Source organism: Actinoalloteichus fjordicus, from assembly GCF_001941625.1.
Classification (GTDB): domain Bacteria; phylum Actinomycetota; class Actinomycetes; order Mycobacteriales; family Pseudonocardiaceae; genus Actinoalloteichus_A; species Actinoalloteichus_A fjordicus.
In genome coordinates this window covers 1,659,150-1,682,574 of record NZ_CP016076.1, presented here as the reverse complement: position 1 = coordinate 1,682,574, position 23,425 = coordinate 1,659,150, and the positions used below count along the sequence as shown (strand labels likewise).

General features: G+C 70.4%; 20 protein-coding genes. 10 read left to right on the top strand and 10 right to left on the bottom strand.

Translation table 11 applies throughout. The features are described from left to right. Positions 1–27: 27 nt before the first annotated feature. From UA74_RS07695 to UA74_RS07660, 9 genes are all read right to left on the bottom strand, one after another. Positions 28–630, bottom strand: coding sequence for a DJ-1/PfpI family protein (locus tag UA74_RS07695; RefSeq protein WP_075766027.1), 603 nt, complete (start codon positions 628–630; stop codon positions 28–30). A 272-nt stretch (positions 631–902) separates the two neighbouring features. Then, positions 903–1,367, bottom strand: a complete 465-nt coding sequence (locus UA74_RS07690; protein WP_075739657.1) for a hypothetical protein — start codon at positions 1,365–1,367, stop codon at positions 903–905. 52 nt (positions 1,368–1,419) lie between these two features. Then, positions 1,420–3,048: a thiamine pyrophosphate-binding protein gene (locus UA74_RS07685; RefSeq protein WP_232237667.1), complete on the bottom strand. Its 1,629-nt coding sequence runs from the start codon at positions 3,046–3,048 to the stop codon at positions 1,420–1,422. Positions 3,049–3,062: 14 nt separating this feature from the next. Next, positions 3,063–3,890: a type 1 glutamine amidotransferase domain-containing protein gene (locus UA74_RS07680; protein ID WP_075764123.1), complete on the bottom strand. Its 828-nt coding sequence runs from the start codon at positions 3,888–3,890 to the stop codon at positions 3,063–3,065. 633 nt (positions 3,891–4,523) lie between these two features. Beyond that, on the bottom strand, positions 4,524–5,219 hold the full coding sequence (locus tag UA74_RS07675) for an EthD domain-containing protein (protein ID WP_075739655.1): 696 nt from the start codon (positions 5,217–5,219) through the stop codon (positions 4,524–4,526). Next, a complete protein-coding gene (locus UA74_RS07670) occupies positions 5,216–5,542 on the bottom strand; it encodes a muconolactone Delta-isomerase family protein (protein WP_075739654.1) in 327 nt (108 codons plus the stop codon). Before UA74_RS07670 ends, UA74_RS07675 begins: the two co-directional genes overlap by 4 nt. Before the next feature lie 148 nt (positions 5,543–5,690). After that, complete coding sequence (locus UA74_RS07665) at positions 5,691–6,755, bottom strand: ankyrin repeat domain-containing protein (RefSeq protein ID WP_157434052.1); 1,065 nt, start codon at positions 6,753–6,755, stop codon at positions 5,691–5,693. Beyond that, complete coding sequence (locus tag UA74_RS31615; protein WP_157434051.1) at positions 6,752–7,210, bottom strand: nuclear transport factor 2 family protein; 459 nt, start codon at positions 7,208–7,210, stop codon at positions 6,752–6,754. Before UA74_RS31615 ends, UA74_RS07665 begins: the two co-directional genes overlap by 4 nt. 459 nt (positions 7,211–7,669) lie before the next feature. Continuing rightward, the gene (locus tag UA74_RS07660; protein WP_075739653.1) at positions 7,670–8,596 is read right to left on the bottom strand and encodes a LysR family transcriptional regulator; all 927 of its coding nucleotides are present in this window, start codon (positions 8,594–8,596) and stop codon (positions 7,670–7,672) included. Positions 8,597–8,714: 118 nt separating this feature from the next. On the opposite strand from UA74_RS07660, the gene UA74_RS07655 reads away from it, so the two are divergent. The 5 genes from UA74_RS07655 to UA74_RS07635 all read left to right on the top strand — a co-directional run bounded on the left by UA74_RS07655 (position 8,715) and on the right by UA74_RS07635 (position 14,123). Further along, entirely contained in the window at positions 8,715–9,587 is an 873-nt protein-coding gene (locus UA74_RS07655) for an SDR family NAD(P)-dependent oxidoreductase (RefSeq protein WP_075764121.1), read from the top strand. Positions 9,588–9,657: 70 nt separating this feature from the next. Next, the gene (locus tag UA74_RS07650) at positions 9,658–11,136 is read left to right on the top strand and encodes an MFS transporter (RefSeq protein WP_083683007.1); all 1,479 of its coding nucleotides are present in this window, start codon (positions 9,658–9,660) and stop codon (positions 11,134–11,136) included. Positions 11,137–11,378: 242 nt separating this feature from the next. Next, the gene (locus tag UA74_RS07645; RefSeq protein ID WP_075739651.1) at positions 11,379–11,864 is read left to right on the top strand and encodes a nuclear transport factor 2 family protein; all 486 of its coding nucleotides are present in this window, start codon (positions 11,379–11,381) and stop codon (positions 11,862–11,864) included. 32 nt (positions 11,865–11,896) lie between these two features. Then, positions 11,897–12,910: an aldo/keto reductase gene (locus UA74_RS07640; protein WP_075739650.1), complete on the top strand. Its 1,014-nt coding sequence runs from the start codon at positions 11,897–11,899 to the stop codon at positions 12,908–12,910. A gap of 319 nt (positions 12,911–13,229) precedes the next feature. Further along, complete coding sequence (locus tag UA74_RS07635) at positions 13,230–14,123, top strand: ankyrin repeat domain-containing protein (RefSeq protein ID WP_075739649.1); 894 nt, start codon at positions 13,230–13,232, stop codon at positions 14,121–14,123. A gap of 105 nt (positions 14,124–14,228) precedes the next feature. On the opposite strand, the gene UA74_RS07630 is transcribed toward UA74_RS07635, so the two are convergent. Continuing rightward, positions 14,229–14,705, bottom strand: a complete 477-nt coding sequence (locus UA74_RS07630; protein ID WP_198042959.1) for a nuclear transport factor 2 family protein — start codon at positions 14,703–14,705, stop codon at positions 14,229–14,231. Positions 14,706–15,081: 376 nt separating this feature from the next. On the opposite strand from UA74_RS07630, the gene UA74_RS07625 reads away from it, so the two are divergent. From UA74_RS07625 to UA74_RS07600, 5 genes are all read left to right on the top strand, one after another. Beyond that, positions 15,082–17,064, top strand: a complete 1,983-nt coding sequence (locus tag UA74_RS07625) for a maltotransferase domain-containing protein (protein ID WP_075766023.1) — start codon at positions 15,082–15,084, stop codon at positions 17,062–17,064. Continuing rightward, positions 17,061–18,803, top strand: coding sequence for a maltose alpha-D-glucosyltransferase (gene treS / locus UA74_RS07620; protein WP_075739647.1), 1,743 nt, complete (start codon positions 17,061–17,063; stop codon positions 18,801–18,803). The genes UA74_RS07625 and treS overlap by 4 nt, the downstream gene beginning before the upstream one ends. Next, positions 18,800–20,233 carry a maltokinase N-terminal cap-like domain-containing protein gene (locus tag UA74_RS07615; RefSeq protein ID WP_075739646.1) on the top strand — a complete coding sequence of 478 codons (1,434 nt, stop codon included), beginning with the start codon at positions 18,800–18,802 and terminating at the stop codon, positions 20,231–20,233. Before treS ends, UA74_RS07615 begins: the two co-directional genes overlap by 4 nt. 11 nt (positions 20,234–20,244) lie before the next feature. Beyond that, entirely contained in the window at positions 20,245–22,485 is a 2,241-nt protein-coding gene (gene glgB / locus UA74_RS07610) for a 1,4-alpha-glucan branching protein GlgB (protein ID WP_075743524.1), read from the top strand. Positions 22,486–22,977: 492 nt separating this feature from the next. Continuing rightward, on the top strand, positions 22,978–23,421 hold the full coding sequence (locus UA74_RS07600; RefSeq protein WP_075743523.1) for a helix-turn-helix transcriptional regulator: 444 nt from the start codon (positions 22,978–22,980) through the stop codon (positions 23,419–23,421). The last annotated feature ends 4 nt before the right edge of the window (positions 23,422–23,425 follow it).

Sequence of the window (23,425 nt, the reverse complement as noted above, 5' to 3'; positions counted from 1 at the left end):
GAGAGGGGACGGTCGTCCCGTCGAGCCTCAGCGCTGCTGGCCTGCGAGCATCTCGATGATCGTCCTGGCCAGCAGGTGGCACTGGTCGACGGTCCGCGAGGTGACCAGGTCTCGATCGACGACCACGTCCTGACCCGAGTAGACGGCGCCCATGTTCCTGACGTCGCCGACGAGGTTGTTGTGGCAGGTGACCGAGCGCCCGCGCACCAGGTCGGGTGCGGTCGAGAGCAGCAGCAGGCCGTGGCAGGAGAAGCCCTTGATCAGGTTGGGCAGTCGGAAGGCCCGGCGCATGACCTCGACGGCGGGCGCGGCCTGGTCGACGTTCTCGGTGTAGCGCAGCCGGTCGGCGACCATGCCCGAGGGCACGATCAGCGCGGACAACGACGACAGGGCGTCGTAGTCGAGCTGTTCCAGGTCGCCGTCGACCTCGATCGGCGCGCGCTGCTCGTGGCCGGTGAAGGTCAGGGAGCTGTTGCCCCACAGCCTGGTCAGCAGGCTGACCTCGGCGCCCTCCTCGGCGAAGCGCATCCGGTAGTAGGCGATCTCGTTCTCGACGTAGTCGCTCTCCATCAGGATTCCGATGCGCCTGCCTGCGAGCCTGCCGGGTACGAACGGCGTCTGTACGTCCATGGTGCCTCGATCCGTTCTCGCGACGCGCCGTCGGGCGGCGCCGCGTCTGGTGGTGTGGATGTCGCCCTGCCGGGCCTGCGGCGATTCGGGCCTGCCTCGATGCCGGGCAGACAGTGACTCGGGGCAGGCGGCGGCCGGGTTCGGATGTGGCGGGCGGCAGGCATCGGTCCCCGCGATGCCTGCCGCCCGTCCGCCCACCGGGCCGGCCCGGTGGGGGGCCCGACGTGCCTGACGTCGGGCCCTTCGGCCGGGAGGGCCTGCGCGGTGCGACGTCAGTCGTCTGCCCGCAGCGAGGCCGATCCCGGCATGGGGGTGAAGTCGCGCACGGTGTAGGTGCGGATTCGTGGCATTCCGTCCTGGAGCACCACCGACCAGTGCTCCAGGGAGTCGAAGCCGAGCCAGGTGCTCGACGCCTTCGGCGACCGCCAGACCCTGGACTGCCAGTTGACCCGGATCGACACCTCGGCGTGCAGGGGCGAGGTGAGCTGGACGCCGATGTCGGCGATCTCGTGCACCTCGTCGAAGTAGGTGCTCAGGATCTCGTCCTCGTACCAGCTTCGGACGTCGTCGTGGCTGCGGAGGGTGTGCTGCGGGAAGTGCAGCACCAGGCCCGCGCCCGTCAGCAGTCTCAGCAGGTTGTCGACGTGGTCGTGGCGATCGCGCGCCTCGAACCAGTCGTGCACCAGTCGTCGGACCGCAGTGTCGGTGAGCACCGTGTCGACGCTTGCCACCGTCATGGTCGGTCGACCTCCGTTCTCGTCAGCGATGCGAACTCAGGCGTGCTCGACGTCATTCGATGACCAGATCCACCAGGAACGGGCCGTCGTGCGCGAGCATGGCCTCGATCGCACCGTCCACTTCGTACAGTCGCGTGACCCGTCTGCCGGGGACGCCGAGGGCGCCTGCCAGCTCGGTGAAGCCGATGTCCGGCGAGGACAGGTCGAAGGCATCCGGGTACTGGTGCCGGGGAATGTCCAGCTCGGACCAGTACTGATCGATGTTCTGATCCAGGAGTCGGTAGCGCCGGTTGTTGCAGATGACGAACTTGGCGCCGATCCCGTAGCGGGCGGCGGTCCACAACGCCTGGATGGTGTACATGCTTCCGCCGTCACCGGTGAAGGCGACGACCGGCAGCTCCGGCCTGGCCAGCTTGATGCCCAGCGCGCCGGGGATGCCGACGCCGAGGGAGCCGCCCCTGGTCTGGAAGAACCGGCCGGGATGCCTCGGCGGCAGATGCCGGGCCAGCGGCGGCGAGGCGGTCAGCGCCTCGTCGAACAGGACCAGATCCTCCGGGGCGCGCTCCCCCAGCCGCCGGACGAAGCGCTCCAGCACCGAGTCGTCGATGTCGGAGCTCGGGGGCTCGGCGACGGCAGGGGCGGCGGTCACCGCGCCCGCCGGGGCGGGCACCGCGGGGAGCCGCCGCTGGAGTTCCTTGGCGATGGCGCCGAGGGTGAGCTTGGGGTCGGCGACGATGCCCAGGTCGACGGGGAAGTTCTTCGCGATCTCGTAGGAGTCGAGGTCGATGTGGACGAGCTGCGCACCCGGCTTGAACGGGCTCGCCAGGCTCGGGAAGACCTCGGGGAAGACGTAGGTGCCCACGATCAGCACCGAGTCCGCCTCCTGGACCACCCGCGCGCTCGCCGCGCCGAACATGTGCCCGAGTCCGCCGCCGTAGAGCGGATGCGTGGTGTCGAAGTTGACCTCGGAGGAGTTGACCCCCCAGACCTCGGCGCCCAGCGCCTCGGCCACCGAGGTCAGCTCCCGCTGCGCACCGCTGAGGGCGACCCCATCGCCCATCAGGATCAGTCGGCGCGGGCCTGCGAGCAGCCGCGTGGCCGCGGCGGCCACCAGGGAGGGCTCGGGAAGCACCCGAGTGGACGGGATCGAGCTCGGCACCACCGGTTCGGCGGTCAGCTCGTCGAGGACGTCGGCGGGCAGCCCGACGAACACCGGGCCCCTCGGCGGCGTCATGGCGATCTTCACCGCCCGACGGAGCACCCGCAGCACCGACCCCGGGTCGACGACGCGGGTGGCGAACTTCGTCACCGGCTCCGCCATCGCCACCAGGTCGACCGCCATCTGGGCGTCCATCGCGTCGTAACGGATGCCCGCGTCCCCGGCGATCACGACGAGCGGAGATCCGCCGCGCAGCGCCTGGTAGAGCATCCCGATCCCGTTCCCGAGCCCGACCCCGGTGTGGAGCTGGACCAGGGCCGGTCGCTGCGTGGCCCGCGCATAGCCGTCGGCCATGCCGACCGCGACGCTCTCCTGCAGGGCGAGGATGTAGTCGAGATCGAATTCTCGACCGGCGTCCAACAGCCCCTGTTCCACGGTGCCCGGATTGCCGAACATGTATTTCATTCCGTCGGCCGCGAACTGCTCGAAGACAGCGACCTTTCCTGGTCTACTTTCCATCATTTCCTCCTTGTCGATTACCAGCCGTGGCGGCGCAGGCCGTTTTCCAGAACCTGCACGAGCAGCTCACCCGAGGGCACCGAGTCGGGGGTCGACCGGGCGGTGACGAACGGGTAGTCGACGATGACCGAGGTCTCCTGGCCGACGTTTCCGTGGAATCGACCGCCGGGGCCGGTCGCATCCCGCAGGATGTACTCCAGCGGGTACGGGGGCGGGCCCATGTTGAAGTCGACCCCGAAGAAGCCGGTGCCGTCCTTGTAGTCGTACTCCTTGGGGTGACCGGTCACGTGCCTGCCCGCGATGATGCTCTGCCGCGTCTCGAGATCCCTGGCGAAGGCCAGCACCGCGACGCCGTAGCACTCGGCGAGGATCGGCTTGTCCACGCCGACGAAGCCCAGGACCAGCTCGTGCAGGCGCTCGTTGTTCGCGAGGTCGACGATGGGACCGCTGCCGCCGACGATGACCAGGGCGTCGAAGCTGGTGACCAGGTCGGCCACGGCCGAGGCGTTCCTGCGGTTGTACTCCTCCAGGTCCCGCAGGTGGTTGATGGCGCTGTAGTACGGCCGCTCGGGGAGCAGGTCGGCGAGGCTGAGCGGGTTGTCCAGCCGGGGCGACTCGTCGAGCTCGCGGACTCGACGCGCCATGTCGGACGTGGTGACCGACCGGCCGAGCGGCGGGTCGATGTAGTCGGGGTCGACGCTCGGCGGGAGGGCGTGGGGACGCTGACCCGTCGGCGTGAGGAAGGTGGTGCGATAACCCGCCGCGTCGAATGCCTCGACCGGTCCGACCAACTCCTCTCCCCAGTATCCGTACTCGGAGAGCACGACCAACATGCGCCTGGTCATGGTTGTCCTTTCGTCACGGTGTGAAACAAGGAATGTCCCGACCTGAGTCGGTGCCCGGCGGCCGCTGCTCCCGGTGAGTAATTCCGTGATTTCTCGGGAGGTCGACCCGGCTGCGTCGTCGGGGACAACCAGAATTAAACGCGGTGGCGGAATCACCGGCAAGGGAATCGCATTTCGCGGCGACGATAGAACGGACTTGACCAGATGGTCTCGACGGCGTCCCGCCCTCGGTGACCGAGGTGGAACCGACTTCTCGGTGCAGGCTGCCGGTTCCGCAGGCGACGGCCCGAGCCCGGACCTCCCCGGCCGAGCAAGTCGAGGGGCGCCGGACGGCACGACGAAGACCGGCTGTCGATCCGCCGGGAGGCAGCGGATCGACAGCCGGTCTGGGGGGTGGCGTGGTCGCCGGACGAGACCGGCTGTCGAGTCGACGAGGCGTCGTCGGCGGCCGGACCCGCTCCTGTCAGCCGCAGAGCAACAGGTGGGCGGATGAACTCGGGGACGGCCCACGCCGACCGTCGCCGAGAGGTGCGTGCGGGCGAACCCGCAGGCTGATGCACCCGCGGGCCGAGCCCGCAGGATTCACCCAGACGAGCCCGCCACCGGGTGACCCGGACCGAGCTCGCGACAGCGTCACCCGGCCTGCGGCCCGATGATCCAGTTCTCCCGTACCGCGAGGGTGTGCACGTAACGGGGCTCGGTGAAGGTGTGCAGGTCGGCCATCGCGCGGCGGTACTCCTCGGTCGCCGTGGCCCGGCGCAGCTCCTCCGCGTCGTCGAACCAGAGCTGATAGGCGCAGTCCAGCACCGCCTCGCCGACGCCGTAGGCGCCGTCGCGGGTGAAGTTCTGGTAATAACGCCGCAGTCCGGGGATCTTGGCGACCAACGACGCGTGCGCGTCCCGGCTGTACTGACGGAACTCCTCCAGCGGCATTCCCTCCTTCCGCTTGACCAGGATGAACTGCTTGGTCCCCGGCCGATCGGCCCGCTGCTCGTCGCCGGGGATCACCACGTGGGCGTCGGTGTCGAGCACCAGGCTCCGCCAGAAGGCGGCCCAGCGAGGCTCGTCGAGCCGCGCGCCGTTGAGGAACTCCGGGGTCTGGAGGGAGGCGAGCTGCTCCTCCTCGTTCTCCAGCCAGATCTCGGCGACGCCGCTCCACAGCGGATCGGACTGCTCGCCGGGCACCGTGACCCTCGTGTCGACGCTGTACTGCTTGACCTGCGGGATCTTGCTCGCGTAGCGGACCGCGTGCTCCTCGACCCAGTAGCGGTGGAACTCCTCCTCGGTCATGCCGGGACGGGGGTAGGCGAAGATCAGCTGGTGGATCACGGGGTCTTCTCCTGTCCGACGGGGCGGTAGCGGTTCTCGACGTCTCCGGCGAAGCTCACGTAGTCGCGCAACGGCCAGATGGCCTCGAACTCCAGGTACTCGCGCATCGGTAGCTGGAACACCGAGCGGTCCAGATCGTCGGCCGACTCGGCGTCGACGACCGCCAGGACGCGCTTCTGGCCCGCGACCTTCCAGATTCCGACGCAGTAGCCGGAGTCCACGGTCTCCTGGGCGTGCCGGGTCTCCTCCTCTTCGATCTCCCACAGTTCGTCGAGGCTGATCCGCCCCTCGTGATTCCAGCGCATCTGGCAGAAGAACAGCATGGGTGGCTCCTTCCTGGTTGGTGCATGTGTTCTCGGATTCGGGCCGGTCGACGGCGTTGCGAGCGGCAGGCCCGCTGGTCTCGGTCAGCGCGATGTCGACAGGAGGCGCCCCGAGGAGCAGGCCGTCCGTCGCGGGCTCGGCGAGCCCTCAGCCCCGAGAGGTCGCCGTTGACGGCCGGGCGGCCGCGCGGATCGTCCTGGCGAGGTCGTGGTCCGGGCCGAAGACCTCTGCGGCCAGCTCGTACGGGGTCTTGCCGTCATGGCCGAGCAGGTCGAGCCGGGCACCGGCGTCGAGCACGATGCGGGCACAGTCCTCGAAGCCGTGCCACAGCGCGTCGTGCAGCGGGGTGTAGCCGTTGGTGGAGCCCTGGAAGTCGATGTCGACGCCGGGGGTCTCGACCAGGATGCGGGTGATCTCGGCATGTCCGTTGTAGACGGCCTTGTGCACGGGGACCGCGCCGAAGGTCGGCTCGACGGCGTTCACGTCGGCACCCGCCGCCAACAGGAGGCGGACGATCTCGGTGTGTCCGTCGCGGGCGGCGACCAGCAGCGGGGTGTGCACGTCGTTGAAGCCGTTGAGCACGGGATGCCGGGCGTCGACCTCGGCGCCTGCGGCCAGCAGCCTGCGGACCTCGTCGACGTCGCCCGCGACGACCGCGGCCATCAGCGGTTGGTCGGCGACGGCCCGCTGGTCGGCGTCGAGCCGCCTGCGCAGCAGGGCGTCGGCGGCGACCAGCTTCTCCCGGCCCACCGGGTTGACGTTCATCGCGTACTGGAAGTGGTCGCGCATCGAGAAGCCGTAATGCGTGGCGATGTCGGTCCCGGCACCACGATCCAGCAGGTAGCCGACGATGTCCGGCCACTTGTACCAGAACGCGTCCAGCAGCGGCGTGTGTCCGGTGGTGATGCAGACGGCGTCGATGAAGGCGCCCGCCTCCACCAGCATTCGGACCGTCGCCAGGTCGCCGCGTTGCACCGCCTTGTGCAGCGCGGTGCCGCCCGCCCCGGTGTCGGTGGTGTAGACGTCGGCGCCCGCTCCGATCAGCACCCCGACGGTCTCGGCGTCGCCGTTGCCCGCCGCGATCATCAGCGCGGTCAGCCCCGAGGCGTCCCGAGTGCCGGGGTTCGCGCCGTCGCGGAGCAGGTCGCGAACCTCTTCGGTGCCGCGCCTGCGGACGGCGTTGAGCAGCAGGGTGTCCAGGGTGGGAGTCATGCCGAGACCTCGCGTTCCAGGACCGGCCCACGCAGCGCGCGCAGGATCTCCGACGGGTCGGTGTAGGACTTCCAGTAGACGATCTTGCCGTCCTGCACGGTGAGCCACTGGACGAATTCGATCTCGAACTTCAGGCCGGTCTCCCGAACCGTCGATATCTCGCGAATCACCCCGGCCGCAGAATTGCGGTCGACGGCGATGCGGATGAGCTCCGCATAATCGACGGCCACCACCCGGCCGAATTCCTCAAAGGATCGGCGTACGGCGTCCCGGCCGAGATGAGTGCCGATCCAGGGCATGTCGGTGTTGTATCCCGGCACCGGCGTGTAGTTGACGAACTCGATGTCGTCGGCGGCCAGCTCCAGGGCCGCGTCGATGTCACCGCTGCTCAGCGCATTGAACCAACGGAGCGCGACCTCGGCGGTCGTCGCACCGTCGGCGGTGTTGTTCGGCACGTCGAATTCTCCCTCGCTGTTCGAATTCCGTCCTGCACAAGACACGTCGGCCCGCCGTCGCCGAGGGACGACGAGCGAGCGGGCCGTCTCACGACGTCAGTACGAGTAAACTGTCGAATCGAAAGCGCCAGCTAACTGGCTTGAACTGCCCGATCCACCGGCAACGGCGCTCGATTAGGATTCAACAGCGATCGACGGGACAGGACAAGCATTTCGCGGCGCGCGACGACTACTGCTTGAAGTCGACGACGTCGGAGACCGCGAAGGAAGTCGTGGCCAAGCGGGCCGGGAGTCGCCGGGTGCGGCTCGATCGGTCGTCGGCGGGGCGAGGGCGAGGGCGCGGTCGGTCAGCCCGGCAGGCCGGGGCGGCGACCGACGCCCGGGCGCCGCAGGCCGCGTCGCCCTCGGACCGGTCGAAGGCTCGCAGCAGGCAGACGTGCGCTCACCAGGCGGCCGCCGTCACGCCGACTCCGCGCCGCCGACGGGCCCGTCGTCCGTCGCCGAACCGACCAGCAGCCGGACCACCTCGACGAAGCCCGCCACCAGCGGACTCATCGGCCCCGGCGTGGTGCCGAGGCCGATCCGCAGCGGCGGCACGTCTCGGATCGGCCGCCACACCAGGTCGGGTCGGGCGTAGTAGGCGGCCATCGACTCCGAGCCGATGGAGATGGCGGCCTCGGCGGCGACGTGCTCCAGCATCTCCTCGACGTTGTCGTTCTCCGGCCCCCACAGCGGTTCGGTGCCGTCCGGACGCGGATTGACGGCCCACCAGTCCACCCAAGGCCGAGGCGCGCGTCTGGTCCAGCCGAGCGGTTCGGGGTTCAGGTCGAGGATCGAGACGTCGGGCTGCGCGGCCAGTCGATGGTCTCGGGCCAGGGCGACCATCCGCCGCTCCTCCGCGATGACCTCGACGCGCAGCCCCGTCGTGTCGGCGGGCAGCCACAGGAAGGCGACGTCGACCAGCCCGTCTCGCAACGCGGCCACCTCGCCGCCCCAGTCGAACCGTTTGGGCTCGACGGTGACCTCGGGATGCCTGCCTGCGAACAGGGTCCTGGCCCTGGTGGTCAGCGGCCCGGCACCGGTGGCGACGAAGCCGATCCGCAGCACCTGGGAGGCGGCCGCGGCCACCGTCCTGGCGGCCCGCTGCGCGGTCTGCCAGTCGGTGATGAGTCGGCGGGCGGCGGGCAGCAGTTCCTCCCCCGCCGGGGTGAGGCGCACCTCGCGGCTCGTGCGTTCGAGCAACGGCGTGCGCAGTTCCGTCTCCAGCTGCCTGATCTGCCTGCTCAGCGCCGGTTGCGAGATGAAGAGCTGTTCGGCGGCCCTGGTGAAGTTGAGGTGCTCGGCCACCGCCACGAAATACCGCAGGACGCGAGTGTCGACGTCCATGTCCACCTTCCCCTCGGTGATCTATGTCCAAAGGTTATGGCCACGAGTCTTGGACGCCGCCGGGGGCGGCGCGGTCTCCTGGATCACGCAGAGCAACGGGTCTAGTCCTGGAGGACCAATGACCGCCAACGCCATATCTCGACCGGGCGAGCCTCGCCCGTCTCGGGTGTGGTTCATCACCGGCGCGGCGTCCGGCTTCGGCCTGGCGCTGGCCGAGGCCGCCGTGGCCGCCGGTGACTTCGTCGTGGCGACCGCCCGTCGCCCCGAGTCCCTCGCGGGTCTCGTCGCCGGGGCCGCCGAGCGGGTCACGGCGCTGCCGCTGGACGTCACCGATCCCGAGCAGGTGGACGACGCCGTCAGTGCCGCGCTCGCCCGGTTCGGCCGGATCGACGTCCTGGTGAACAACGCGGGTTTCGGCCACGTCGGCGCCGCCGAGGAGACCACCGACGCGGAGCTGCGCGACCTGTTGGACGTGCACCTGCACGGCCCGGCCGCGCTCGTGCGCGCCGTCCTGCCCTCGATGCGCATCGCAGGCGGTGGCGCGATCGTGCAGATGTCGAGCTTCGTCGGACAGCTCGGCTACTCCGGATTCTCGGCCTACTGTGCCGCGAAGTTCGCCCTGGAGGGCTACTCCGAGGCGCTCGCGGCCGAGGTCGCGCCCTTCGGCATCCGAGTGATCATCGTCGAGCCGGGTGCCTTCCGCACCGCCTTCGCGGGCGCCGCCCTGCGCGAGAGCCGCCCGCTGCCCGCCTACACCGACATCACCGGTCCGGCGCGCACCCTGCTCAAGAACTTCCACGGCGCCCAACCGGGTGATCCGGTGAAGGCGGCCGCCGTGATCCGCACCGCGCTCGACGCCGAGCGCCCGCCGCTGCGGCTGGCCCTCGGCGGCGATGCCGTCGACCTCCTCGCGCCGCGCCATCGTCGGCTCCTCGCCGAACTCGACGAGTGGGGCCCGCTGGCCAGGACGACCGCGATAGACGCCGCGTGAGCACCCCTTCCACACCGATCCGAGCAGCAGCGCACCGCGCGCCGGATCGCCCGAGTCTTCAGGAGTCATCATGACCGTCTCCATCGATCCCGATCGTCGCGCCGGGCCAGAGCCGGAACCCGGTGCCGACGCCACGCCGATCTCCGACCGCCGTCGGTGGCTCGCCGTCGTCGTGCTCGCCGCCGCCCTCGCCCTGGACTCGGGCGGCGTCGCCGTGGTCAACGCGGCGCTGCCCGCCATCGGCGCGGATCTGTCCATCACCGACACGACTCTCCAGTGGATGATGACGTCGTATGCGCTGACCTTCGCGGGCTTCCTGCTGTTCGGCGGCCGAGCGGCCGACGTGCTCGGCAGGCGGTACGTGTTCGCACTCGGCGTCGCGATCTTCTGCATCGCCGCCGTCGGAGCGGCGCTCGCCCCGAACGCGGAACTGCTCATGGTGGCCCGAGGCCTCCAGGGCATCGGAGCCGCGCTGTCAGGACCCGCCTCGTTGGCGCTGGTCACCCAGCTCTTCCCCGCCGGGCCGGAGCGCTACAAGGCGCTCGCCGTCTACACCTCCGTCGGCGCGTCGAGCTTCAGCGCGGGCGTCGTCATCGGCGGCGTGCTGACCGACGTCTTCAACTGGCGCTCGGTGTTCGTCTTCAACCTGCTGATCGGCGTCGCGGTCCTCGCCGCGGTGCGGTCGGTGCTGCCGAAGGGCACCCGGCGGCGGCTCTCCCTCGACGTGCCCGGTGCGGCGGCCGTGACGCTCGGCCTGCTGTTCGCCGTCTTCGGTCTGACCAGGGCGAGCGAGGAGGGTTGGGACGGGCTCACCCTCGGCGCACTCGCGGCCGCTGCGGTGATGCTGGTCGGCTTCGTGATCTGGGAACGGCGGATCGCCCAGCCGCTGCTGCCGATGGACCTGCTGCGCGTGCCCGCGGTGCGGGCCGCGACGGTGACCGCCGTCGTGTTCTTCACCGCCGTCCTCGGCGTGCTGTTCTTCGCCCCGCTCTATCTCCAGGGCCTGCTCGGCTACACGCCGATGCAGTCCGGTCTGGCGATCCTGCCGATGGGCATCCTGGTGATCATCTCCACCAACATCTCCGGCCGGTTGATGGTCCGGGTCGGCCAACGGAACCTGATGATCACCGGCCTGCTGCTGTTGGCCGTCGGCATGGTCCTGTGGGCACGCACGCCGCTGGACGGCGGCTACTGGCTCGACGTGTTCCCGGCGGTCGCCGTGATGAGCATCGGCCAGGGCACCGCCTTCGCCGCCCTGACGGCGGGTTCGCTGACCGGCGTGCCCCAGCACCAGCACGGCGTCGCGGGCGGCTTCAACGTCACCGCCCAGCAACTCGGCGGCAGCATCGGCGTCGCGTTGCTGGTCACCGCCGCCTCCGTGCTGAGTCCCGGCACCGATCCCGAATCCGTGCTCGGCGGCTACCACGTCGGCTATCTGGTCGCCATGGGCCTGCTGGTGTTCGGCGCCGTGCTGGTCGCCGTCCTGCTTCGCGGTGAGCGCTCCGGCTCCCGCGCCACCCGATCGGGAGAGGAGACCACCACGAACTGACTACTCACCCCCCGGTGGGGAGGCCGGGACCACTCCCGCGCCCCCGGCTTCCCCGCCTGCTCGGCCCGGCGTACCCCAGGCGCCGCCGCCGGCCCCGTCGCCCGGAGACCGCCCCCAGGGTCTCCGGGCCCCAGGGCGTGTTCCCGGCGACGACGAACGGGCCGACGCAACCGACCGAACCGACCAGCCCGCAGGACGCCCCGACTCCGCGACAGCCCCGCCGACCCGCCACAGGAGACATCATGCGAACGAGACACCGGATCGCGCTCGTCGCGACAATCCTGCTCACCCTGTCGGCCTGCTCCGCCACGGATCAGACCGCCGAGACGCCCCCCGACCGAGCGGACTCGGCCGGCGCCTCCGCCGGGGCCGACGGCCCGCCGCCCACGGCGGAGGAACGCGCCGAAGCCGAGGAGGTGGCCGTGCGATTCCTCGACGCCGCGAACGCCGGTGACGAGGAGGCCGTGGCCGAGGTCTTCGCCGAGGACGCCCGATTCGACAGCGTGGGGCGGATCTACCCCTCGCGTGCCGACATCATGGACAGGTTCCTGGTCCCCGAGGTGCTCGACGTCGGCGGCAGCTACGAGGTCGTCGAGACCCGCTGGGAGGGCGATCGGCACGTCGTCCACTACGACTTCGAGACCGGCCGAGGCGGCCGGGAGTCCTTCACCTACGCCTATCTCGTCCGCGACGGCCTGATCCAGGACGTCGTCGGCCGTTACCTCTGATCGACATCTCTGATCGACGACAGGAGAGTTCAGTGACACAGCAGCGCAGACTGGGCACCGACGGGCCCGCCGTGTCCCCCATCGGATACGGGGCCATGGTCCTGCTGGACGGCATGTACGGGACCAACGACGACGCGAACTCCGCGAAGGTGCTCGCGCACGTGCTGGACCAGGACGGGCCGGTGCTCCTCGACACCGCCGACGCCTACGGGGCGAACGGCGAGAACGAACAGGTCCTCGGGCTGGCCCTGGCGGGCAGGCGGGACCGGGCCGTCGTCGGCACCAAGTGGGGGATCGTCTACGAGCCCTCCGCCACCGCGAACAAGGTCACGGCCACTTACGCCAACTCCATCACGGTGGACGCCCGGCCCGAGCGGGCGGGCGCGGCGATCGACGCCAGCCTGCGCAGGCTCGGCATCGACGCCGTCGATCTCTGGTACCTGCACTTCCCGGACCCCGGCGTGCCGGTGGTGGAGACCGTGGCCGCGATGGCGGAGCAGGTCACGGCGGGCAAGGCCGCGCATCTGGGGCTGTGCAACGTGACCGGCGAGCAGCTCAGGGCCGCCCACGCCGTGCACCCGATCGCCGCCGTGCAGGTCGAGTGGTCGCTGTGGACCCGCGACGTCGAGGCCGATCTGATCCCGGTGGCACGGGAACTGGGCGTCGGCATCGTGCCGTGGGGCCCGCTGGGCACCGGCTTCCTCGCGGGCAGCGCGGACACCATCGGCGCGGGCGACTTCCGCAACAACGCGCCGAGGTTCGCCCAGGACAACCTCACGGCGAACCGCGACCGGTTCGCGCCGTTGGCGGCCTTCGCCGAGCGCAAGGGGATCAGCCGGGCGCAGCTCGCGCTGGCCTGGCTGCTCGCCCAGGGCGAGGACGTCGTCCCGATCCCCGGCACGACCAAGCCCCACCACATCGACGACAACCTGGGCGCCGCGCACGTCAGCCTGAGTGCGGCCGAGCTGGCCGAGCTGGACGGGCTGGCGCCGAAGGGGCTCGCATCGGGCCCCTCCCTGCTGGACTTCGAGTCCGCAGCGCACTGAGGAATCGGCGGACGCGGGGCGAGGGCTTCCCTCGCCCCGCGTCCGTCTGCTCGCCCCCCGGGTTCCGATCGAATGATCGCCCGAGCACCGGCCGGGACACGCTCCGCCGCGGCGACGTCTCCCGTCGCGTCGAGCCGACGACACCCGCGAGTCGCCGAGTCGGCAGGTGCGCATTCTCTTTTCTGAGCTGATTCTCGCAGTACACGCAGTCGCCTCGAATCAGTGGTCTCACGCTTCTCCGGCTGCCATTCTTGATGAGGAGGAATCGCGATATCTGCGCATTCGAGCGCATCGTCGAGATCAGTTGAGAGGACCGTGAATGGACACTCGTCGAGTACGCGAGATCGTCACCGACTGGTATTCGGCCATCGGGGCGGGCGACACCGATCGAATCATGGCGGGACTGTCGCCGTCGATCGTTCTGGAACTGCCGCTGGATCAGTGGAACGCGGTGGTGCCCTATCTGGGCGTCCACGTCGGACGGCAGGAGGTCGCCGAGGCCTTCCGCATTCGGGCCGAGACCACGGAGGTGCTCGACTACGGCCTGCGCGGTCTGTTCGTCGACGGCGACACCGCCTGCGCCGTGGTGTACACCAAGGCCCGCCACACCAGGACCAAGGTGCTGTTCGAGATCGAGGACATGCACCGGCTCGTGGTCAACGACGCCGGGCTGATCAGCAGTTGGAAGGTCTACTTCGATGCCAACGGCGAGGTCGCGGCATTCAACGCCGACCGGGAGGCCCGGCTCGTCCAGGCCGTGCGGGACCGCGATGTGGCCCTCGTCGGCGAGCTGTTGCGGTTCGGGGGCGACACCGGCATCCGAGACGACCGAGGCCTGTCGCCCTTGATGATCGCGGCGGGTCAGGGCGATCTGACGGTCGTCCGCGCGCTGCTGGCGGGCGGTGCCGACGTGCTGGCCACCGACCCGGTCGGCCAGACGGCGCTGCATCGCGCCGCCGAGCACGGCGACGCCGACGTGGTCCGCGAGCTGCTGCGGTCCGGGGCGGTGCTCGACGCGGTCGTGGCCACCACCGGGCAGACGCCGCTGCACATCGCCGTCCGACACGGCAACCCCGACGCGGGCCAGGCTCTGCTCCGCCAGGGCGCCCGGCCGGGCCAGACCGACCACCTCGGACGTACGCCGCAGGATCTGGCCCTGGAGCTGCTCGGACCGGACAACGCGCTGACCAGAGACATGGTCGTCGCCCGCTGAGGTCGCGCTGTCACTGAGGTCGCGCCCGTCGGGCAGGCGGTCTGGGCCGTCGTCCAGGGCGGCGGCAGGCCCCGGCCGCGCCGCCCTCGGCCCGGTACAGCGGTGTCAGGCGTACTGGAGGTCGGCCACCGCGATCCGGTCGCTCTCGAAGGTGAAGCGGTACCGCGCCTGCCAGCCGTCGGAGCCAGCGGGCGCCCAGTGCACCAGGAGCTCCTGGCCGTCGGAGGTGGGCATGACCTCCAGAACCGCGAGGCTGCCGCCGATCACCTCCCGGTCCGCCCAGGCCCGGATGGCGTCGTGACCGGCGATGCGCCGAGTCACGTCGATCACCTCGCCGTCCGGGTCGAAGGCGTCGACGAGCCCGTCCAGGTCGCCCTCGGCCACCGCCGTGACATACGCGGCGGCGGGCGCGGCCACGTCGGCCGCGGCGCCGTCATCGGGGGATTCACTAGCGTCACCCGGCCCCGACTCCGCTGAGCCGCCTCGGTCGGGCGCGGCGTCGGTGGCGCCCGTGCAGCCCGCGAGCGTTCCCGCCGCGAGCAGCAGGGTCAGGGGCAGGGTCCACATCGGTCGTCCGGTCATCGCGGCCTCCGGCTGCTCGGTCGTCCTCGACTGCGCGCGCCACGACGGGCCCGTCGATCGCGGCAGGTGATCGGCCCAGGCTTGCATCGGCGATCCGCTGCGGTCCAAGACCTGTTGCCATGCGCGCGAGGCATCGCCGAGCCGCCCGCGCGGGCGAATCACACCGTCGCCGTCTCGCTCGATCCCGAGTCGCCTCGGCGCTCGGCGTCGCCCGATCCGAGCTGGGCGACCTACCAGATCGACGGTGCGGAGAAACCGCCGACAAGCCGCCGACCGCTTCGTCAAGTCGGCTTAATGGAAACCGACTATTGGCCTGTTCAGACCGTATCAGGTCACCATTGAAGAACAGTACATCGGCCGCAAGGAAAGGATGGTCGTGAGCGGAAGAATTGTCGTAGAAGACGTGTCACCGGCGATCGACGAAGGCCGTCATCCGAGTAAGGGAGTGGTCGGCGAACACATTCCGGTGCACGCGACGGTGTGGCGCGAAGGGCACGACGCCGCCGCCGCGACCATCGTCTGGGGCCGCCAGGGCGATCGGCTGTCCCGCCGCACGCGCATGCGGCTGGCCAACGCGGGCGAGGACCGCTGGAGCGGGACCGTCGTCCCCGACGAGCCGGGCCGGTGGAGCTTCCGGGTGGAGGGCTGGTCTGATCCGTGGTCGACCTGGCGCGCGGGGATCGAGGCGAAGCTGGCCGCCGGGCAGTCCGCCGAGGAACTGGCCAATGACCTGGAGATCGGCGCGCGGCTGGTGGATCGAGCGGCTCGGCGGCCGGACAGCGCGGCGGATCGCGTGGTCCTGCGGGCCGCGGCGATCCGGCTGCGACAGAGCGGGGCCTCGCCCGAGGAGCGGATCGCGCTCGCGCTGTCGGATGCGGTGGTGCGGGTGATGACGGAACAGCCCGTGCGGGACCTGGTGACCTCGGGCCGCGTGCACCACATCTGGGTGGACCGACCGCGCGCGGCAGTGGGTTCCTGGTACGAGTTCTTCCCTCGGTCGACCGGCGGGCACGATGCCGAGGGCAGGCCCGTCCACGGGACCTGGCAGACCGCGACCACCGAACTCGACCGCATCGCGGCCATGGGCTTCGACGTCGTCTACCTGCCGCCGATCCACCCCATCGGCCACGTACACCGCAAAGGACGCAACAACACCCTCACCCCCGAACCGACCGACGTCGGCTCGCCCTGGGCCATCGGATCACCCGACGGCGGACACGACACCATCCACCCCGACCTCGGCACGCTGGACGACTTCGATCAATTCGTAGCCCGCGCCACCGAACTGAACCTCGAAGTCGCCCTCGACCTCGCCCTCCAATGCGCCCCCGACCACCCCTGGGTCCGCGACCACCCCGAATGGTTCACCACCCGACCCGACGGCACCATCGCCTACGCCGAGAACCCACCCAAGAAATACCAGGACATCTACCCCCTCAACTTCGACAACGACCCCACCGGGCTATACCAAGAAATCCGCCGCGTCGTCATCCACTGGATCGACCACGGCATCCGCATCTTCCGGGTCGACAACCCCCACACCAAACCACCGGACTTCTGGAAACACCTCATCGCGGAACTCAAGACGACCCACCCCGACGTCCTGTTCCTCTCCGAAGCCTTCACCAAACCCGCCCGCATGTACGGACTCTCCCGACTCGGCTTCACCCAGCACTACACCTACTTCACCTGGCGCACCACCAAACACGAACTCACCGAATTCGGCAGCGATCTCGTCGCCCACGCCCACGAGGCGCGGCCCAACCTCTTCGTCAACACCCCCGACATCCTGCCTGCGGCCCTGCAGAGTGGTGAGCCCGCGATGTTCGCGCTGCGGGCCGCGCTGGCGGCGACGCTCGGCCCCAGCTGGGGCGTCTACGCAGGCTACGAGCTGTACGAGCACGAGCCGCTGCGGCCGGGCGCCGAGGAGTACCTGGACTCCGAGAAGTTCGAGCTCCGGCCACGCGACCATGCGGCGGCCGTCGAGCGGGGCCGCTCGCTAGAGCCGTGGCTGACAAGGCTCAACGAGATCCGACGGGCGCATCCGGCACTGGGCAGCCTGCGCACCCTGCATTTCCACGAGGTCGACAACGACGACCTGATCGCCTTCTCCAAGCGTGACCCGGCCAGTGGGGACACGGTCATCGTCGTGGTCAACCTCGATCCGACCGCAGCCCAGAAGGGCACGGTCCGGCTCGACCTCGCGGCGCTGGGTCTGGCTGCGGGCGCCGCCGAGGAGACCCGGTTCACCTGTCACGACGAGGTGAGCGGCGAGGTCTTCGACTGGGGCACGACCAACTTCGTCACGCTCGACCCGCCTCGCGGCGTCGCGCACATCCTGTCTGTGGGGGACCGATGAGCACCCGAGTGGCACCACGCATCATCACCGAGCCGAGCGCGGACGACTTCGCCTCGGCGCGAGTGCTGACGGTCGAGCCGGACTGGCACAAGCGGGCCGTGTTCTACGAGGTCCTGGTCCGGGCGTTCTCGGACTCCGACGGTGACGGCACCGGCGACCTGCGCGGTCTGGCCGACCGGCTCGACTACCTGGAATGGCTCGGGGTGGACTGCCTCTGGCTCCCCCCGTTCTACGCCTCACCGCTGCGCGACGGCGGCTACGACATCAGCGACTTCCGCGCGGTGCTCCCCGAATTCGGGACCGTGGAGGACTTCGTCCATCTCCTGGACGAGGCCCACCGCCGAGGGATCCGGGTGATCACCGACCTGGTCATGAACCACACCTCCGACCAGCATCCGTGGTTCCAGGAGTCCCGCCGCGATCCCGACGGGCCGTACGGGGACTTCTACGTGTGGAATGACGACGATCAGCGATACCCGGACGCGCGGGTCATCTTCGTCGACACCGAGGCCTCGAACTGGACCTACGACCCGGTCCGAGGCCAGTACTACTGGCACCGCTTCTTCCACCACCAGCCCGACCTCAACTACGACAACCCCGCCGTCGCCGAGGCGATGCTCGACGTGCTGCGGTTCTGGTTGGATCTGGGCATCGACGGATTCCGACTCGACGCGGTGCCGTATCTGTTCGAGCGGGACGGGACCAACGGCGAGAACCTGCCGGAGACGCACGACTTCCTCCGCCGCTGCCGCAAGGTCGTCGACGACGAATACCCGGGCCGGGTGTTACTGGCCGAGGCGAACCAGTGGCCCAGCGACGTCGTCGAGTACTTCGGCGACCCCGACGTGGGCGGGGACGAATGCCACATGGCCTTCCACTTCCCCCTCATGCCCCGCATCTTCATGGCCGTCCGCCGCGAGAGCCGCTTCCCCATCTCCGAGATCCTGGCGCAGACGCCCCCGATTCCCGAGGGAGCGCAATGGGGGATCTTCCTGCGCAATCATGACGAGCTGACCCTGGAGATGGTCAGCGACGAGGAACGCGACTACATGTACGCCGAGTACGCCACCGATCCTCGGATGAAGGCCAACATCGGCATCCGCCGCAGGCTGGCCCCGCTGCTCGACAACGACCGCAACCAGCTCGAGCTCTTCACCGCCATGCTCCTCTCCCTGCCCGGCTCCCCCGTCCTCTACTACGGCGACGAGATCGGCATGGGCGACAACATCTGGCTCGGCGACCGGGACGCGGTGCGCACGCCGATGCAGTGGGCGCCGGACCGCAATGCGGCCTTCTCCACCTCCGATCCGGCCCGGCTGTATCTGCCCACGATCGCCGACCCGGTGTACGGCTACCAGGCCGTCAACGTCGAGGCGCAGCAGAAGACGCCCTCCTCGCTGCTGCACTGGACGCGACACGTCATCGCGGTGCGCAAGGCGCATCCGGCGTTCGGCGTGGGTGACTTCACCGAGTTGAGCTGCTCGAATCCCACCGTGTTGGCGTATCGGCGTCGTGCGGTGGCCGCCGACGGCACCGAGGATCTGTTGGTGTGCGTCAACAACCTCTCCCGCTTCCCGCAGCCGGTGGAACTCGATCTGTCGGAGTACGCGGGGGCGCAGCCGATCGAGTTGACCGGCGGGGTGACGTTCCCGACGGTGGGTGAGCTGCCCTACATGCTCACGCTGCCGGGCCACGGTTTCTACTGGTTCGCCCTGCACCGGACGGAGGCGTCGCGATGAGCGAGACCACGAGTACGCCGTGGCCGCAGCACCTGGAGCAGGCGTTGGCGGGCTGGCTGCCCTGGCAGCGGTGGTTCGCGAGCAAGGGCACGCCGATCGAGCGGATCTCGGTGGCGAGCTGTGTGGAGCTGGTCGACGATCTCGACGAGGGCGGTCCGCGCGGTCTGCTGCTGGTCGCGGCCGTCCACTTCGTCGACGCCGAGGCGCCGGAGCTGTATCAGGTGCCGCTGGGCATCCGGCGGAGTCTGCCCGCCGAGCTGGAGTCCTCGGTGATCGCCGCGCTCGACGACGTCGTCGTCTATGACGCGCTGGACGACGCGAGTCTGTGCCGGGTGCTGCTGACGCTGATCGGTCGGGGCGCCGAGGTGGCGGGGGTGCGCTTCGTCGCCGAGCCGATCGCCGGGTTCAGCGCCGCGAACCGCAGCGGCCTGACCGCCCGGCGGATGACCTCGGAACAGTCCAACACCTCGGTGGTCTTCGCCGATCGCTACATCCTCAAGGTGTTCCGCAGGCTCGCCGAAGGCGTCAATCCCGATCTGGAGCTGCATCGGGCGCTGCGGCAGGTCCGGTCCTCACACCTCGCGACACTGCTCGGCTCGATCGAGGGCTCGATCGGGGGCAGGCCGGTGACCTATGCGATGTTGCAGACCTTCGCGGCGAACTCGGCGGAGGGCTGGTCGATGGCCACGGCCAGCGTGCGGGACCTGCTCGCCGTGCAGCCGTGCGCCCCGCCCGCCGCGGGCGGCGACTTCACCCCGGAGGCGTTCCGACTGGGCGCCGCTGTGGCCGAGGTGCACGCCGATCTGGCGACGGCGTTCGGCACCACCACCCTGCGCGGCGCCGAGCTGCGTGCGCTGAGCGAGGGCATGTCGACACGGCTGGCGGCGGCGTTGCCGCAGGTGCCCGCGCTGGCGCCCTATGCGGCCCTGCTGCGCCGCCGGTTCGCCGAGGTCGCCGACCTGCCCGGGGGCGTGCAGGTGCAGCGGGTGCACGGCGATCTGCATCTCGGGCAGGTGCTGCGGGCACCGACGCGCTGGCTGCTCATCGACTTCGAGGGCGAGCCGTCGGCGTCCATCGCGCAGCGGACGGAGACGCACTCTCCGCTGCGGGACGTCGCGGGCATGATGCGGTCCTTCGACTACGCCGCCCAGCATCACCTGCGGTCGGCGACCCCACAGCCGGGCACGTCGATCGAGGCGTTGCGCGATCGGGCCGCCGAGTGGGCCGCGCACAATCGCGCGGCGTTCTGTCGGGGCTACGCGGACGTCGCGGGCTTCGATCCGATCGATCAGCATGTGCTGCTCACCGCCTACGAGTTGGAGAAGGCCGTCTACGAGGCGGTGTACGAGACGCGGAGCAGGCCGGACTGGCTGGACATCCCGTTGCGGGCGGTCCGCGAGCTGACCGGGCTGATCGAGGCGCCGCGGTGATCGAGGGCTCGATGACCGACTGCCCGACCCCCCGAGACGCGCTGCTCGACGCGGGCGTCCCGAATGCGGATCGGCTCGATGAGCTGCTCGCCGGGACGCTGCGTGATCCCCGGCTGCTGCTGGGCGCGCATCCTCGGCCGGACGGCACGCTGGTGCGCAGCTGGCAGCCGGGTGCCGAGGAGGTGACGGTGGTCGGCGCCGACGGCAGGCGGACCGTCCTGGCGATGGCGCATCCGGCGGGCCTGTTCTCCGGGGTCGTCCCGGCCGGGTTCTTCCCCGGCCTGCGACGGGGCGGCTTCGGCAGCGGGCCGCCGGACTATCGGATCGAGGTCCGCCGGGCCGGTCGCACGGAGCTGCGCGAGGAGCCGTACCTGTTCGACACCGGCATCGGCGCGTTCGATCTGCACCTGATCAGCGAGGGCAGTCACGAGGGCCTGTGGCGGGTGCTCGGCGCGCACCCGCAGGCCCGCGTCGTCGGCGATCGATCCGTGCCGGGCACGTCGTTTGCGGTGTGGGCGCCCGGCGCCCGAGGCATCCGGGTGCGCGGCGACGTCGACCGCTGCGCAGGCCGGGCGACGCCAATGCGGGCGCTGGACGGCTCGGGCGTCTGGGAGCTGTTCGTGCCCGGTGTGGCCGAGGGCGCGGGCTACGACTTCGAGGTGCTGGGCGCCGACGGGGTCTGGCGGGCCAAGGCCGACCCGCTGGCCTTCTCGGCCGCGCCCCCGCCGGGGACGACCTCGGTGGTGCATCGGTCGCGCTTCACCTGGTCGGACGACGAGTGGCTGGCCCGGCGGGCGAGCAGGCCGTGGTGGCAGCAGCCGCTGAGCGTCTACGAGGTGCATCTGGGCTCGTGGCGGCCGGGGCTGGGCTATCGCGAGCTGGCCGCCCGGCTCGCCGACCATGTCACCGAGCTGGGCTTCACCCACGTCGAACTGCTGCCGATCGCCGAACACCCGTACGGCGGCTCGTGGGGCTATCAGGTCACCTCCTACTACGCCCCCACTGCCCGCTTCGGCGGCCCGGACGACTTCCGCTGGTTCGTCGACCACCTGCACTCCCGAGGCATCGGCGTGCTGCTGGACTGGGTGCCCGCCCACTTCCCCCGCGACGAGTGGGCGCTGGCCGGTTTCGACGGCACACCGCTGTACGAGCACGCCGATCCCCGGCGCGGCGAGCATCCGGACTGGGGAACGCTCATCTTCGACCACGGGCGGCCGCAGGTGCGGAACTTCCTCGTCGCCAACGCCCTGTACTGGGTGGAGGAGTTCCACGTCGACGGGCTCCGCGTCGACGCGGTGGCCTCCCTGCTGCACCTGGACTTCTCCCGCGAGGACGGCGAATGGGAGCCCAACGTGCACGGTGGGCGGGAGAATCTGGAGGCGGTGGCACTGCTGCGGGAGCTGACCGAGCGGATGGGCCGGGCCCATCCCGACGTGCTGCTCGCCGCCGAGGACTCCACCACCTGGCCGGGTGTCACCCGCCGCACCGACGAGGGCGGGCTGGGGTTCGGGCTGAAGTGGAATCTCGGCTGGATGCACGACACCCTGGACTATCTCGGCCTCGATCCGGTGGAACGGGCCGCGCAGCACGGCAGGCTGGCCTTCTCGTTGAGCTATGCCGACACCGAGAACTTCCTGTTGCCGCTCTCGCATGACGAGGTGGTGCACGGCAAGGGCTCGCTGTGGTCGAGGATGCCCGGCGACGACGCGGCGAAGGCGGCGGGCGTGCGGGCGCTGTTCGGCCTGATGTGGGCGCACCCCGGCCGCAAGCTGCTCTTCATGGGCGGCGAGTTCGGCCAGGTCCGCGAGTGGTCGGAGGCGGCGGGTCTGGACTGGGAGCTGCTCGACGACCCGAGGCACGAGGGGCTGCGGCGGCTGGTCGCCGAGTGCAACCGGCTGTACCGGGCGCTGCCCGCCCTCTACACCGGGGAGGACGCGGGGGCAGGCTTCAGCTGGCTGGACGCGACCGACGCGGTGAGCAACGTGCTCGCCTTCCTCCGCCACGGCGCCGACGGCTCGACGCTGGCGTGTGTGGCGAACCTGGCGGGCGTGGCGCATCGCGAGCATCGGGTGGGCCTGCCCGCCGCCGGGATCTGGCGGGAGCGGCTGAACACCGACGCCCGCGAGTTCGGCGGCGCGGGCACGGGCAACCGGGGCGCGGTGACGGCCGAGCCGATTCCCTGGCAGGGCAGACCAGCCTCGGCGGTGCTGCACCTGCCGGCCTCCGGGGTGGTGTGGCTGACGCCGGAGTGAGCGGGCGACGTCCCGGCCGGGCTGAAGCGGGCCGCAGGCCGGGGCGGGGCCGCAGCACGGGGCCGATCGGGCGTGGGCTGCCGATTCGGCTCGCGGAGATTCGGTCGGTGACCGGCGGCTGGAATTACTCGGCGAGCCGGAACGGCCCACGTCGCCGATGATCTGTGGCTGCACACGGTGCCGAATCCGGACTTCCGGACTGGAGCATCAATCCCACCAACGAGGTGCTACACGGCGGGCGGCGCGGGCCCGGTCGGGACGTACCAGGGCACCGTGTCTGACCCGCTACCCCGTTCAGCAGGTCGGCGGGGAGACGATCCTCGAACTGTGGGTTCCCGCCGAGGAGCTCGACGAGTTCAACGCCCACTTCGTGGGTGACGTTCAGGTGGTCCACGAGTTCCGTTGAGCGCGCGCCGCCTGCCGCGTCACGACGAGGCGGCCCGACGGGCGTTCGCCCCGGAACCGACGGTGCGCTGTGGCACCATCCCGAGTGTGAGCAGCACACCCGCCACCGCGCGGCACCTGCGCGAACTCGCCCGCCTCCGCCGTGTCCGCGACCGGATCGACCGGGAGTACGCGCAGCCGCTGGACGTCGAGGCGCTCGCCCGAGGCGTGCACATGTCGGCGGGGCACCTGAGCCGCCGGTTCCGGCTCGCCTACGGGGAGTCGCCGTACGGCTACCTCATGACGCGGCGCATCGAACGCGCCATGGCGCTGCTGCGGCGGGGCGACCGCAGCGTCACCGAGGTCTGTTTCGAGGTCGGCTGCTCCTCGCTGGGCACGTTCAGCAGTCGATTCACCGAACTGGTCGGCATGCCGCCCAGCGCCTACCGCCTCCACGCGGCGCGCGCGACGGCGGGAATGCCGTCGTGCGTGGTGCGGCAGGTGACCAGGCCGGTCAGGAATCGAGAAGCGCCGTCACCGAGCCGCACCTAGCCTG

Coding starts and splice junctions, on each gene's coding strand:
- UA74_RS07695 (WP_075766027.1), bottom strand. CDS start 630: ATGGACGTACAGACGCCGTTCGTACCCGGCAGGCTCGCAGGCAGGCGC.
- UA74_RS07690 (WP_075739657.1), bottom strand. CDS start 1,367: ATGACGGTGGCAAGCGTCGACACGGTGCTCACCGACACTGCGGTCCGA.
- UA74_RS07685 (WP_232237667.1), bottom strand. CDS start 3,048: ATGATGGAAAGTAGACCAGGAAAGGTCGCTGTCTTCGAGCAGTTCGCG.
- UA74_RS07680 (WP_075764123.1), bottom strand. CDS start 3,890: ATGACCAGGCGCATGTTGGTCGTGCTCTCCGAGTACGGATACTGGGGA.
- UA74_RS07670 (WP_075739654.1), bottom strand. CDS start 5,542: ATGCTGTTCTTCTGCCAGATGCGCTGGAATCACGAGGGGCGGATCAGC.
- UA74_RS07665 (WP_157434052.1), bottom strand. CDS start 6,755: ATGACTCCCACCCTGGACACCCTGCTGCTCAACGCCGTCCGCAGGCGC.
- UA74_RS07660 (WP_075739653.1), bottom strand. CDS start 8,596: ATGGACGTCGACACTCGCGTCCTGCGGTATTTCGTGGCGGTGGCCGAG.
- UA74_RS07655 (WP_075764121.1), top strand. CDS start 8,715: ATGACCGCCAACGCCATATCTCGACCGGGCGAGCCTCGCCCGTCTCGG.
- UA74_RS07650 (WP_083683007.1), top strand. CDS start 9,658: ATGACCGTCTCCATCGATCCCGATCGTCGCGCCGGGCCAGAGCCGGAA.
- UA74_RS07645 (WP_075739651.1), top strand. CDS start 11,379: ATGCGAACGAGACACCGGATCGCGCTCGTCGCGACAATCCTGCTCACC.
- UA74_RS07635 (WP_075739649.1), top strand. CDS start 13,230: ATGGACACTCGTCGAGTACGCGAGATCGTCACCGACTGGTATTCGGCC.
- UA74_RS07630 (WP_198042959.1), bottom strand. CDS start 14,705: ATGACCGGACGACCGATGTGGACCCTGCCCCTGACCCTGCTGCTCGCG.
- treS (WP_075739647.1), top strand. CDS start 17,061: ATGAGCACCCGAGTGGCACCACGCATCATCACCGAGCCGAGCGCGGAC.
- UA74_RS07615 (WP_075739646.1), top strand. CDS start 18,800: ATGAGCGAGACCACGAGTACGCCGTGGCCGCAGCACCTGGAGCAGGCG.
- glgB (WP_075743524.1), top strand. CDS start 20,245: ATGACCGACTGCCCGACCCCCCGAGACGCGCTGCTCGACGCGGGCGTC.